At 69.7% G+C, this 12,885-nt stretch carries 11 protein-coding genes and 1 pseudogene; 3 read left to right on the top strand and 9 right to left on the bottom strand.

What is annotated here, in order from left to right; all coding sequences use genetic code 11:
• Positions 1 to 272: 272 nt before the first annotated feature.
• Together ACH4DZ_RS00370 and ACH4DZ_RS00365 are read left to right on the top strand one after the other, a co-directional pair.
• The gene (locus ACH4DZ_RS00370; RefSeq protein WP_398284627.1) at positions 273 to 812 is read left to right on the top strand and encodes a 2'-5' RNA ligase family protein; all 540 of its coding nucleotides are present in this window, start codon (positions 273 to 275) and stop codon (positions 810 to 812) included.
• Between the two features lie 253 nt (positions 813 to 1,065).
• Positions 1,066 to 1,681 (top strand): annotated as a pseudogene (locus ACH4DZ_RS00365) (phosphotransferase).
• Between the two features lie 37 nt (positions 1,682 to 1,718).
• Here the strand turns inward: ACH4DZ_RS00365 and ACH4DZ_RS00360 are convergent.
• From ACH4DZ_RS00360 to ACH4DZ_RS00320, 9 genes are all read right to left on the bottom strand, one after another.
• Positions 1,719 to 1,898 (bottom strand): DUF6480 family protein, encoded by a 180-nt coding sequence (locus tag ACH4DZ_RS00360; protein ID WP_398284626.1) that lies wholly within the window; start codon positions 1,896 to 1,898, stop codon positions 1,719 to 1,721.
• 242 nt (positions 1,899 to 2,140) lie between these two features.
• Positions 2,141 to 2,593 (bottom strand): NUDIX hydrolase, encoded by a 453-nt coding sequence (locus tag ACH4DZ_RS00355; protein ID WP_398284625.1) that lies wholly within the window; start codon positions 2,591 to 2,593, stop codon positions 2,141 to 2,143.
• Positions 2,594 to 2,957: 364 nt separating this feature from the next.
• The gene (locus ACH4DZ_RS00350) at positions 2,958 to 3,857 is read right to left on the bottom strand and encodes an aminoglycoside phosphotransferase family protein (RefSeq protein WP_398284624.1); all 900 of its coding nucleotides are present in this window, start codon (positions 3,855 to 3,857) and stop codon (positions 2,958 to 2,960) included.
• A 438-nt stretch (positions 3,858 to 4,295) separates the two neighbouring features.
• The gene (locus tag ACH4DZ_RS00345; RefSeq protein ID WP_398284623.1) at positions 4,296 to 4,655 is read right to left on the bottom strand and encodes a hypothetical protein; all 360 of its coding nucleotides are present in this window, start codon (positions 4,653 to 4,655) and stop codon (positions 4,296 to 4,298) included.
• Between the two features lie 467 nt (positions 4,656 to 5,122).
• Positions 5,123 to 6,403, bottom strand: a complete 1,281-nt coding sequence (locus ACH4DZ_RS00340; RefSeq protein ID WP_398284622.1) for a metallophosphoesterase — start codon at positions 6,401 to 6,403, stop codon at positions 5,123 to 5,125.
• 209 nt (positions 6,404 to 6,612) lie between these two features.
• Positions 6,613 to 7,290 (bottom strand): response regulator, encoded by a 678-nt coding sequence (locus ACH4DZ_RS00335; protein ID WP_398284621.1) that lies wholly within the window; start codon positions 7,288 to 7,290, stop codon positions 6,613 to 6,615.
• Entirely contained in the window at positions 7,287 to 8,627 is a 1,341-nt protein-coding gene (locus ACH4DZ_RS00330) for a sensor histidine kinase (protein WP_398284620.1), read from the bottom strand. Before ACH4DZ_RS00330 ends, ACH4DZ_RS00335 begins: the two co-directional genes overlap by 4 nt.
• A gap of 197 nt (positions 8,628 to 8,824) precedes the next feature.
• The gene (locus ACH4DZ_RS00325) at positions 8,825 to 11,059 is read right to left on the bottom strand and encodes an MMPL family transporter (RefSeq protein ID WP_398284619.1); all 2,235 of its coding nucleotides are present in this window, start codon (positions 11,057 to 11,059) and stop codon (positions 8,825 to 8,827) included.
• A gap of 171 nt (positions 11,060 to 11,230) precedes the next feature.
• Positions 11,231 to 12,097: an SDR family NAD(P)-dependent oxidoreductase gene (locus ACH4DZ_RS00320; protein WP_398284618.1), complete on the bottom strand. Its 867-nt coding sequence runs from the start codon at positions 12,095 to 12,097 to the stop codon at positions 11,231 to 11,233.
• A 57-nt stretch (positions 12,098 to 12,154) separates the two neighbouring features.
• On the opposite strand from ACH4DZ_RS00320, the gene ACH4DZ_RS00315 reads away from it, so the two are divergent.
• Complete coding sequence (locus ACH4DZ_RS00315) at positions 12,155 to 12,619, top strand: MarR family winged helix-turn-helix transcriptional regulator (protein ID WP_398284617.1); 465 nt, start codon at positions 12,155 to 12,157, stop codon at positions 12,617 to 12,619.
• Positions 12,620 to 12,885 lie beyond the last annotated feature (266 nt).

Genomic DNA, 12,885 nt, shown 5'->3' with positions numbered 1-12,885 from the left:
CATGCCGTCGCGCGAGCCGCACGACCTGTGCCCGGCGATGCCCGGCTCGGCAGTCAGGTCGAACAAGCGCGGCCACACCGGAAGCTACGACGTCGGCGACGAGCCGAGAATCGGTGACACACCGTCTACTGCGAGGAGAGGCACCGCAGGGAGCACAGCCGGTCAGCGATGTCGTACACGTAGAAAGGCACGGGTCGGCTTGCGGCGGGCGCCCGGTTCCAGTGGCGTGCTGTGCAGCGCAGCCGCACCTCGCGGCGTCGTACGCTGGCCGTATGCAGACTGTCGAGCTGCTGCCCGACGTGACGACCGAGCGGACCGTACGCGATGTGTGGCGCCGTCTGTCGGATGCCGGTCTGCCCAGTCAGGCCACTCACCGGCACCCGACAAACCGTCCCCACCTCACCCTCGCCACGGCCGACACGCTCGTGCCCGAGGTACGCGTCCGGCTCAAGGACGCCCTCGCGGTCCTGCCCGTCCCCCTGCGCCTCGACGGAACGGTGCGGTTCGCCAGCCGGACGCCTGTCCTGGCCTGGACAGTCCGGCCCGACGAAGCCCTGCTCCACCTGCACGAAGCGGTATGGCGCACCCTGCGGGACGCCCCGGCCTGCGGACGGCTCAATCCGATCCATGCCCCCGGGCGCTGGAAGCCGCACATCACTCTCGCCCGAGGCCGCGACGTCGCCTGCCCCGACACCCCGCTGTTCTCCGCGGCGCCCGGCGAACCGGACGACGTCCTGACGGGCCAGTGGGCCTGGGCCCGAACGTACGACTCCGTTGTTCGCTCTGCTACCCCGTTGGGGCCGTGTTCCTAGACCCGGACCGACGGTCCACGGCTACGGGAGGCGCGCTGCGCCATGTAACCCGGGGGCATGCCAGAAGGCCCCCGCCAGAGGGCCTGGCGGGCCCTGAGCAGCTGACCTCGGCTATTGCGAGATCCTGGACAGAGTCAAGCCGAGTCACGCTCGTCTCGGCGAGGTGGCTCTGCAACGCAGTCGGACGGCGGTGTACGGAGAGCTTCCTCGGCCGGTGGCAGTGCGTTGAGACGCTCGATGTTGACGGCGATGGCTGTCAGGACGGGCTGGACGTGGGCCATTCCCACGCGGTGCCCTGGTGGAACGCCCGGTGCCGCGCACCGCGCGCGCCCTCCATGCCCATCTCCTCGCGCTCGAAGAGCACGGGTTCGACGCGGCTCCGAAGCCGGTCGATCTCACCGCGAATGGCCGCGAGCGGCTGACCTTCATCCCCGGCGAGGTCGCTCTGCCACCGTTTCCGAGCTGGGCGATGACCGAGACCGCGCTGAGATCGGTGGGAAACCTGCTGCGGCGCCTGCACGACGCCGCCTCGGCCATCGCGGTTGACGCATGTGCCGAGTGGCCCCGAGCCTTGGCCGACCCTGCCGGAGGAACGATGCTGTGCACAACGATGTGTGCCCGTAGAACGTCGTTTTCCGCGACGGCCGTGCCGCAGCCTTGATCGATTTCGACATGGCAGCCCCTGGCCGAGCCGTGTGGGACGTTGCCATGACCGCTCGCTACCGGGTTCCCATGCTTGATCCCGTGTCCGCAGCGGCGGCGATCCCCTTTACACCCGGGCGCTGTCCGAACGCGGTGGTTGGCAGCGTTGGGACCACATCCAGGGGCGGCTGGCAGCTCACCACGAGGTATTTACGGCTGCTCTGTAGCACGGATGGGCTCAAAGGTTGCAGAACAAGCTCGGAGTCAGAGAGCGAAAATGCGGGCGATGAAGAAGGCCGCGACGATCACGGCGCCGAAAACGATCAGCCAGACCCAGACGCCGGGGTGTTCCCACATTCCTCCATCCGCGCGTTCCTCGTGCGCCTCGGCGATCGAGCCTTCAGCGGGGGGCGTTTCCTGTGGTGGTACGCGCTGATCTGTCATGACTTCAGGCTCACGCAGGTCACACGTGCGCGCATCCGCAGATTTTCTTTGCGTCCTGTGTCCTGCGTCCTGCGTCCTGCGCTGAGAACGCGCAGGCGTAACCCGGTCGAGCACGTCTCCCAGGATTTCTGCACAGTGGAGTCGCTCTGGCGCTGTCAGCAGGAAATGATCAAGCGTCCCGTCTCGTCGCGGAGCGGGGTCGAGTGACACGTCTACGTTCATGCCGGCGTCCCACGACGCGCTCAGGGGATCGTCTCGCCGCGTACCAGGGGCAGGCACACGGGCTGGATGCCTTGGGGTAGGTCATCGGGGCGGCACCAGCGGGCTTCCAGGATCTCGAAAGGATCGAGGCGCAGTTCACCGCCGAGGAGACGTGCCTCGTAGGCCACTTCCATGCGGGTGCGGAAGCCACTGTTCAGCATGACCAGGCGGCCCACTTCCACATCGAGACCGGTCTCCTCCTTGACCTCGCGAACCACGGTGTGCCGGAAGTCCTCACCCTTGTGCGCGAAACCGCTGGGCAGACCCCATGAGCGGTTCGGCGGCCACATACGGTGCCGGAGCAGCAGGACCCGGCCCTCGCCGTCGCGTACGACACCGATCACGCCGACCACGAACTTGGCGTTCAGGGACCACACAATGCGGTTCTGAACGGGGCGCAGGAGCCGCCAGAGGCGGGCAAATAGTCGTCGCACGGGGCCTCGGACGGTTGGAATCAGACGGGACGTCACCGGTGGGAACGGTACAGCCCCGTCTCCGTGCCCAGGACGGCGCGTTCCTTGTTGCTCTTCATCCGTTTCCAATTCGTCTGTACGCATTGATCGGTCCTTGCGACCGTCGTGGCGGTGTATGCCGTGTCTGCCGTATCGATGGGACCGGTCGCCCCTGTTGCCTCGGCTGTGACCGTCGTGGCGTTACACACCGACGGCGACCAGTAGCGGCCGTGCTCGCCGAACACACCGATGACGCCGATGACATCGAGGCGGCGACGACGGTCCGAATCGCACGCTGCTGGCCGGTGACAGGGTCGGTGAACCCACACATCCTGAGATCGGCCGATCAGCCGATCAGCGCCTCGGTGATCTGGCGGGTGGTCTGCGCGGCGACCTGGGGATCGACGGCGGCGTAGGAGGTGTAGGCGTTCAGGCCGGTGGCCAGGGCCCAGCCGCGGCCCCGGGTCCAGGTGGCGTCATCGACCCCCAGCGTGGCGCGGAAGGTGGCCCGGGGCCCGGCCGACATCAGAGTGAAGGCGATGATCAGGTCGCAGGCCGGGTCGCCGATGCCGAGCCCGCCGAAGTCGATGACCGCGCTGAGGCGGCCGTCGACGGTCAGCAGGTTGCCGGTGTGGAAGTCGCCGTGGAACCAGACCGGTGGGCCATCCCGTCCGGGGGTGCTCAGCACCGCATCCCACAGCCCGGTCAAGGCCACGGCGTCGAACGCGCCGTCGACCTCCGCGATAGCGGCCCGCGTCGCGCTGTCCAGTTCGGTCAGCGGCCGACCGGTGAGGTCCTCGCGAGCGTCCTCGGCCGGGAAGTCCTCGGGAACGAATGCCTGAAGAGCGGTGAGGAACTCCGCCAGTTGGACGGCCGCCCGGGACGAGTCGGACAGTGCCTCGGCGGTCGCCACCTCGCCGTCCAGCCAGCGGGACACCGCCCACTGCCACGGATAGCCGAAGTCGGGCTCACCCACCGCTGCCGGTACCGGGATGGCCAACGGCAGGTGCGGGGCGAGCCTGGGGAGCCACTCAGACTCCTTCACGGCCTGTCGAATCGCCCCTTCATGACGAGGCAGCCGGACGGACAGCTCCTGGCCCAGCCGGTAGATCACATGGTCCGAACCGGCCGGGCCGAACAGCTTGAGAGGCAGATCGGCCCACTGCGGGAACTGAGTATCGACCAGGCGCCTGGCCAGTGCGTCATCGATCGCGGGGCGGGGGGCGGCGGCTCTCCCGGCTTCCAAGAGCAACTCCTGCGCTGGGCCCGCTCCATGCGGCGGGCGGTCGGAGCCATCACAGTGCCTGTTGGACTCGTCTGTCGATCCATTTTCTTAACCGGCGGTCCTCTGCCACACTCGCTCAACGCGCCCGCCTGTCGCGGGTGTTTGAGGGGGTCGTGTCGAGTGCGGCGCCGCCCATGCCACCCACGGCCGGCTGATGTGAGCTTTCGTCGTCTCACGCACGGCCGGGGGCATGGCTGTGCCCCTTCGGCGAGGTCCGTTAGGTGACACCAGCGAGTTCACCGCTACGTTTTCCGCCGTGCGCAGAACGTGACTACCCAGTTACCAGGCCAAAAGCACTGGCGCCCATGAGAGCCCACAGGCCGTCTGCTGGCCACTGTGGTTACCGCAGGCCGGTGGGTTTCCGGCACTTGAGCAAGTGCCGGAAACCCACCGGCCACGTCAGGCTTGTGATTCCAGCAGCCAGCTGAGTGGGATGTCCTCGTTGCGGTCGACGGCGGTGGTTTTCATCCGGCCCACGCTCACCTTCTGGACACCGGATTCGATCTCGAAGCCGACCCTGTTGCCGCTGGAGGTCACATCCACTGTCCGGGCGGTCCAGGTGCCGCTCTTGAACACGGCCACCCGGACCTTGGCGTCACCGAAATCGGAGGCGAACGTCAGCCAGACGCGCTTCCAGCCGAAGCCCGTTCCCGACGGCGGGGGCGGGGCGATGATGCGGACGTAGCGGGGATGGATGACCTTGCCTGCCTCGTCGAAGGCGAAGCCGTGGGGGATGTCCTCGGTCTGGAAAGTGGGCACGGAAGGGTGTCCTTTCGTCGGCGCCGGCCGCCCGCACGGCGCGGACGAGCCCGACCCTCGAAACGATCAGCCATCCCGTGCGGACGGCACCAGCCTTGGCCCGAACCCACCAGACACCGCCGGTCATTCGTGTCGGCCAGCGTTTACCACCGGCGGCCCAGACGGCACGCGCCCGGAGGAGCTCCGCCTCACTGGTCCGCTGCGCTCGTACCCCGCCGCGTGTGCACAGTGGTGCACAGTGGTGCACAGTGGTGCACAGTGGTGCGCGCGAAATGACGCGATGTGCTCGGTTCGCCTTCACTCACACAGGTGCTCTCCGGCATGCAGGACCGGACAGTCGGCAGCGGCTGACATGCCATAGAGCGCTGATGCCATTGAGGGCTGACGGGGGTGGCAACCGCGGACGCCGGGTCTCGTCGACTGCCACGCGGCGGACCGTTCCGGTTCGGCGGCGCCCCCCCCGTGCGTCATGGCCTGCGCAGTTCGATGACTGTGATGTCGGGTGGCGCTCCGACTCTGATGGGTGGCAGGGATGCTCCGACTCCGCGGGTGACGTAGAGCTGCGTGTGGTCGATGGTGGCCAGTCCTGCTGTGACGGGCTGGGTCAGTGGCACGAGCAGGTTGCCGGGGAAGAAGGCTCCGCCGTGTGTGTGCCCGGACAGTTGGAGATCGACTTTGTGCCGGGCGGCTTCGTGCACCTGTACGGGTTGATGGGCGAGCAGGACGACAGGATGGGAGGAGTCGCGGTCGCCTAGAGCCCTGTCGTAGTCGGGCGCGTCGTGGTTCTGTTCGCCCGTGACGTCGGTGACGCCAGCGAGGTCGATGGCTCCGCCCCGATGTTCGATCAGTGTCCGGGTGTTGCGCAGCGTGGTGACGCGGAAGTCGGCGAGTGTGGCGATCCAGGCGTCGACATCGTGGCGGTAGTCGTGGTTGCCCGTCACGAAGAAGGCGCCGTGGGTCGAGGACAGCCGGGTGAGCGGCGCGGCGTGGGCGGCCAGGTCGTCGGCGCTGCCGTCGGAGAGATCTCCCACGATGGCGACGAGGTCGGGCGACGTGTCGTTGATCATGCGGACCATACGAGCGGTGTGGGCGCGGCCGAAGAACGGCCCGAGGTGGAGGTCGCCGGCCATGGTGATGCGCATGCCGTCGAGTGAGGGGTGCAGTCGGGGCAGAGCCACGGGCACGACTTTCACGTCGGGTGCTCCCAGACCGCGGTGAAAGCCGTAGCCCGTGGTGGCCGCGGCAGAACTGGTGGCGAGCAGCGCGACCGAGCGGGTCAGGACGAGACGCCGGTCCAGCATCCGAAATGCTGCGTCCTCAGGAGGTCCGGGATTCGTGTCGCCCGTGACCAGGGCCGCGGCGGAGTCGCCCTGCTGGACGACCGGCGCCCGAGGAGCCTGCGCGAGAACCACGGAGCTGGATCCGGCGCGACGCCGCAGCGCACGCGCCATGAGGCGTACGGGGATCTCCAGGACGACGAGTGTCATCAGCAGGTGCGCGGCCATGGCGACCCAGACGAAGGCCGGCCAGGCCAGCCATGCGATGCGCGTGGGGTTCGCGTACTGGGCGGTGAGGACACCTGCGGGGACCAGGATGGTGAGGGCGATCGCCGCGGCCCGGCCCGCGCGGCGCAGCCGGGCGGACACTGTGACGTCCTTGACCAGCCGCAGGTAGAGGTAGCGGTGTGCGGCGGCCGAGGCGACGATGCTCGCTGCGGCGACGGCGGCCTCCTGCGCGAGGGTGCTCACGCCGCCGCCTCAGCAGGTGCGAACGGGCTGGAGACGGATCGCCCGTCGTGGGTGCCGGGGTCGAGGTGTGGGTGCATGGCGGCGGGGTGCTCCGTGAGGGTTGTCGAACGGTCGAGGTTCTCGAACGGTCGGGGTCGGCGGCGCCCGGGCCGTGGGGCGGCCGTGTCGGACTACGGCATCCGGGGGTTCAGGTGCCTGCTTGCGCGAGTTCAGTGGGGGCGGGCCAAGCCGACGTCGTAGGCGAAGATGACGGCCTGTACGCGGTCGCGGACATCGATCTTGGCCAGGATGCGGCTGACGTGGGATTTGACCGTCGACTCGGCCAGGTGGAGGTGGGCGGCTATCTCGGTGTTGGACCAACCTGTGGCGATGGCGGCAAGCACTTCGCGTTCGCGTTCGGTCAGCGCGGCCAGGTGTCGTCGCTGTTCGGGGCTGAGGACAGGGGGGCCGGGCGCCCGTGACGGGCGCGAGGTGGTGAAGGCGTCGATGAGTCTGCGCGTCAGGCTCGGGGAGATGACGCTGTCACCGGCCGCCACCGCCCGGATGCCGACGACGAGTTCCTCGGGCCGTGCGTCCTTGAGGAAGAAGCCGGCCGCGCCGGCCCGCAGGGCGTCGTAGGCGTACTCGTCGAGGTCGAAGGTGGTCAGGACCAGGACCCGCGAACGGCCGCCGGACTCGACGATGCGGCGGGTGGCTTCGATGCCGTTGACGCCGGGCATCCGGACGTCCATCAGGACGACGTCCGGGCGGAGTTCCGCGGTCAGTCGGACGGCCTCCTGGCCCTGGGAGGCTTCGCCGACGACCGAGATGTCCGGCTGTGCTTCAAGGAGCATGCGAAAGCCCAGTCGTTGCAGGGTCTGGTCGTCGACGATGAGGACGGTGGTCATGTGCGGGGCTTCTCCGTGACGGCGCTGGGCAGGGTGCGGGAGGTGCTGAGGACGGTGTGGACCCGCCAGCCGCCGGCACGGGTCGGGCCGACGCTGACGCGCCCTTGGTAGAGGGCGGCGCGGTGGCGCATGCCGACCAGGCCCTGCCCGCTGTGCCTGCCGTGCCGTTCGCTGTCCGTCGCGCGGGCCGGGCCGGTGTCCTCCACCGTGATGTGCACCGATTCCTCGTCCCTGCGCAGGTCGACGGAGACGATGGTGTCGGCCGCGGCGTGTTTGAGGGTGTTGGTGAGGGCTTCCTGCACGATGCGGTAGACGGTGAGCTGGAGGCCGGGACTGAGCGGTGTCAGGTCCCCGTCGGTGTGCAGGTCGGCGGTGGGCCCGGCGGCGCGGACGCGCTGGAGCAGCGCGGGCAGGTCCTGAAGGGTCGGCTGCGGGGCGAGCGGGGTGGTGTCCCGCTGTGTCGCGGGGTTGTCGACCACGATGAGCAGGCGGCGTAGTTCCGCGAGGGCCTCGCGGCCGCTGTCGCCGATGAGGTCGAGGGAGTCGGCGGATCTCTCCGAGCGGGACCTGGCCTGGGCGGCCGCTCCGTCGGCCAGGCCGATGATCACGGCAAGGGTGTGGCCGAGGATGTCGTGCATCTCGTGGGAGACGCGGGTACGTTCCCAGGCCGCGGCCAGCCGGGTCTGCTGGTCCCTCTCGGTCTCCAGAGCCACGATGTAGGCCTTCGCCAGACGTCCGGTGAGGGCCAGTCCGGCACAGGCGGTCACGGCGAGCATGGTCAGCAGCGTGACGATTTCCGGGCGCTTGGCGTGTTGCAGCTGGCCGCTTCCCCAGAACGCCGCGACCCAGACGGCGAGTTGGGCGGCGGTGACCGCGCAGGCGATCACCAGCCTGCGGTGTGTGCCGTAGCGGCCGACGTTGTAGAGCGCGACGATCCGGGCCGCGTCGGCGCCGTTGAGGACGTTCAGCGGCAGTGCGAGTACGGAGGCGGCTGTGGTGATCGCGAACACCAGGCCGGGACGTCGTTCCCGCCACAGCAGCGGAACGGTGTACGCGAAGGTGAGGACGATCTCGCCGGGCAGGTGGGCGCGGTTGGCCGGGTTGAGCAGGGAGGGCAGTCCGAGGACGGCACAGAAGACGGGCACGGCCCACAGCCGCAGCCGGGGGTGGTCGCGGTCGAGCATCCGCCATGCGGCCAGCCCACTGATGATCGACACCGTGACGCGGTGGTCGGGGTCGCTGGTCAGTGACCGCGGAAGCCGGGAAGCATGGGGCGAGATGCCGCGTACGGGTTCTCGGGTGGTCGGATCGGGTTCTCGGGTGGTCGGCTCGCTCATGGCAGGTGGGGGCCTTCTCGCTGTCCGGGCAGGCTGCCCGCCGTTCCTCGGGGAGCGTGAACCGGTGGGCGGGGGCAACGGGGCCCGGACAGCCGATGTGCGGTGCACGGTGTGCTGTCCGGGCCCCCGGGGGACCGCCCGCCGCCCCTCGGGGGATGGGGGCCGGCGGGCGGGGTCGGGGTGTGCCGGGGGAGTGCCTACCTGAGGGGCGCGGGCGCCGTCGGCTCCTGTTCGCTCCGCACGGGGATGCGTGCGTGCCGGTCGCGTTCGGCCAGTACGCGGCGGAGCTTCTCGCCTTCCACGTCGACGTCGGGCAGGAGGCGGTCGAGCCGGCGGGGAAGCGCCCAGGCCCGTTCGCCGAGCAGGGTCATCACCGCGGGGACGAGGGTCATGCGGATGACGAAGGCGTCGAAGAGGACCGCCGTGGCAAGGCCCATGCCGATGGACTTCACCAGGGCGATGTCGTCGAGGAGGAACCCGGCGAACACGGAGATCATGATGATGGCGGCGGCGGTGACCACGCGGGCGCCGTGGCGGAACCCGGTGACGATCGCTTCGGTGGGGCCGGCACCGTGGACGTACGCCTCGCGCATGCCGGAGACGAGGAACACCTCGTAGTCCATGGCCAGGCCGAAGACCACGCCGATCAGCAGGATGGGCAGCAGGCTGACGATGGGGGCGGTCTCGTCGACGCCGAAGACATCCTTGAGCCAGCCCCACTGGAACACGGCGACCAGCACGCCGAGGGTGGCGGCGACGCTGAGCAGGAAGCCGGCCGCGGCCTTGATCGGGATCAGGACCGACCGGAACACGAGGAGCAGCAGGATCAGCGCGAGGCCGACGACGATGGCCAGGTAGGGCACCATCGCCTCGCCGAGCTTGGCGGAGACGTCGATGTTGAGCGCGGTCGTGCCGGTCACCATCACCTGCGTGCCGCTGTCCTTCTCCACCGCGCCGCTCCGGTCGCGTATGTCGGCGACCAGGTCGACGGTCTCCTGACTGGTGGGCGGGCTGCTCGGCACCGCGGTGATCAGGGCGACGTCACCGGCCTCGTTGAAGACCGGGGGCCGTACGGCGGCGACGTCGTCGAGGCCGTCCAGCATGGCGGAGGTGGCCGTGGCCGCGGTCTTCGCGCCGTCGCTGTCCCGAGCGTCGACGACGATGGTGAGCGGGCCGCTGAAGCCCGGCCCGAAGCCCCTGCTGAGCGTGTCGTAGGCCACGCGCTGGGTGCTGCCGGGGGCGGCCATGCTGTCATCGGGCAGGGTCAGCCGCAGCGACAGTGCCGGGATGGCCAGCACGCCCAGGCCGACGACCGACGCCAGCAGCATCTTCCAGGGATGGCGGGTGACGAAGCGGCCCCAGCGAACGCCCGTCGTGACACGCCGGCCGTGCTGCTCTGCCCGCACGCGGCGCGTGCTGAGGCGGCCGTTGGCCACGCGGGTACCGGTGAAGCCCAGCGTGGCAGGCAGGAGGGTGAGCGCGACCAGCACGGCGACGGTGATGGCGAAGGCCGCGGCGAGGCCCATGGTGGTGAGCATCGCGATACCGATGACGCTCAGACCGGCCAGCGCGATGACGACGGTCAGACCGGCGAAGACCACCGCCGAGCCCGCGGTCCCCAGAGCACGCCCGACGGCTTCCTCGGGCTCGTGGCCCTCGCGCAGCTCTGTCCGGTAGCGCGAGACGATGAACAGGGCGTAGTCGATGGCCACCGCCAGACCCAGCATGAGCGCCAGGGTCTGCGCGTTGGAGGCCATGTCGACGAACGACGAGGCGACGGTGATGGCACACAGGGCGATACCGACACCGACGATCGCGGACAACAGAGGCAGTCCGGCCGCGACCAGCGAACCGAAGGTGATGACCAGGACGAAGGCGGCGACCAGCAGACCGATCAGTTCGGCGGCGTTGCTCTCTTCCTCCTCCAGTACCGCGTTGCCGCCCAGACTGACGTGCAGGCCCGCCTTCTCACCCTTGTCCGCCACCTCGTGCAGGGCGTCCGACGCGGTGGGAGTGATGTCGGCCTGCGGGACGGCGTAGGTCACCTGGGCGTAGGCGATGCTGCCCGAGGAACTGACCAGGCCTGCGGTGAAGGGGTCGGTGACGCTCGCCACCTGCGGTGCCCTGCGCAGGTCGGAGACCAGGGACTCCACCTCCTGCTTGTGCGCGGCGGACGTCAGCTTCTGCCCGTCCGGAGCCTCGATGACCACGCGGGCCGCGGCGCCGGCGGCCGAGGCCTGCGGGAACTCCTTCTCCAGCAGGTCGATGGCCTGCTGCGACTGGGTTCCGGGAAGGGTGAAGTCGTCCGTCGTACTGCCCGACACGCTGCTGACGCCGATGACCGCGGCGACGAGCATCGCGATCCATGCCAGCAGCACCAGCCGGCGCCGCCGGAAGGCGAGCCGGCCGAGCCGGTAGAGAAGGGTGGCCACGAAAATTACTCCCACCAGGAGAAAGACGGATGTGTGAGGGCGAGCCCGACAGGCCCCGCCCATGAACGTAGGAGTCGGCTGCGGCCGAAAAGAGCTACTGGAGGACGAATCCGCGCCCGGGGCGGTACCCCGGTACCGGTCGGTGTCCTCCTTGAGGCGGGTGTCCGGGTCTCAGCCGGCCGGGTGGGCGGCGAGAAGCGCCGTGGTCGCGTCCCACAGTTCCCGCTGTACGCGCGGGTCCCGGCCGGGCTCGGGGCACTGCAGAGGGCGGGCGCCGCGGGCGGAGAAGTAGCCGCCGGTGGTGCCCGCGAGCGCCGGGTCGGTGGCGAGCCGCACGATGATGCCGGCGCCCTTGCGGGGATCGCCGATCCTCAGGGTGTTCAGCATCCGCTGCAGGACGGCGGAGCCGGGCAGGTCCCGGCCCAGGCCGGTGGCGTTGAAGCCGGGGTCGCAGCAGTTCACGGTGACCTTGTCCGCGTCCAGGCGGCGGGCGAGTTCCTGCGTCCACATGATGGTCATCAGCTTCGTGCGCCCGTACAGGGGCATCGACTCCCGGCGGGTGTAGGGCTCGGTGCGCCGCAGGTCCTCGGCCGGGGCGATCGTTTTCGCCTGCCGGGCCGCTTCGGAGGCGATGTTGACGATCCGGGCCGGCGCCGAGGCGCCGAGCTTCGCCGTCAGTGCCTCGGTCAGGAGGAACGGGCCGAGGTAGTTCACCGCCGTCATGTCCGCGAGGCCCTCGGCGGTGATGCGCTGGGCGAAGGCGTGGAGGCCGGCGTTGTTGACCAGGACGTCCAGACGCGGGTAGTACGCGGCGATCTCCTCGCCCGCGCGGCGGGCTTCGGAGAGCAGACCGAGGTCGGCGTGGAAGACGTCGACGGGCTCGTCGGTCACCGCCTTCAGGTCGGTGACGAGGGCTTGCGCCTTGCTGCGGGAACGGGCCACGGTGCCGATGCGGTAGCCCCGGCGGGCCAGCTCGAAGGCGGCGATGCGGCCCAGTCCGGAGGTGGCTCCGGTGATCACGGCGACGGGACGATCCATCTCGCCACTCCTTTCATGAGGTACCTCACGATTACATTGTGCGAGGATACCCGAACCATGGAGCAGCACGAATCAACGACTACGGGCAGCGCCCCGGAGCAGGTGGGGCTGTCCTTCCTCACCCTCGCGTACTCCCTGCGCGAACAGGTCGACCACCGCATGCTGGCCACCGCCGGCCTGTCCCTGTCCCGCACCAAGGTCCTTCAGGCCCTGGCCGGCCGCGGCGCGCTCCACCAGGCGGAGCTGGCCGCATCCCTCGGCCAGGCACCGCGCTCCGTCACGCAGATCGTCGAAGGCCTGGAGCGCCTCGGCATGGTCGCCCGGAGCGGCGACCCCGAGGACCGCCGCCGCAAGACCGTCTCCCTCACCGAGACGGGCCGCACGGCACTGGCAGCCGCGGAGGAAGCGGGCACGCACGTACTCCGCCAGTCCTTCGGCATGCTCGAACCGCAACAACTGGCCGTGCTCGACACGCTGCTCGCACACCTGGACGTCGCCCTGACCGCTGACAAGACCGGCTGACACGTACAGACAGACGCGAGGCGGGGGAGCGCGTCGTGCGGCGGGGGAGTACGAGGCGCGGCAGTCGCACTGACCGCTGGTTTCGCGGCCGGAACCCTCCTGTCCGGGCCGTTCGACTTCCCAGTGCTCGTGCAGACACCGAGCAGCCTGTGGAATCCGGAAGCCGTTCTCTGCTGTGGGCCCCGCGACACTTGGTTCGCGGCTGGGCGGGCGCAACGCGGTGAACGACCCTCGCGGGGCCAGGCGATGAAGATCGTGGCCATGGC

Origin of the sequence: Streptomyces sp. NPDC017991 (assembly GCF_044328075.1) — a bacterium.
Taxonomy (GTDB): domain Bacteria; phylum Actinomycetota; class Actinomycetes; order Streptomycetales; family Streptomycetaceae; genus Streptomyces.
This window is presented reverse-complemented; position numbering and strand designations above follow the sequence as displayed.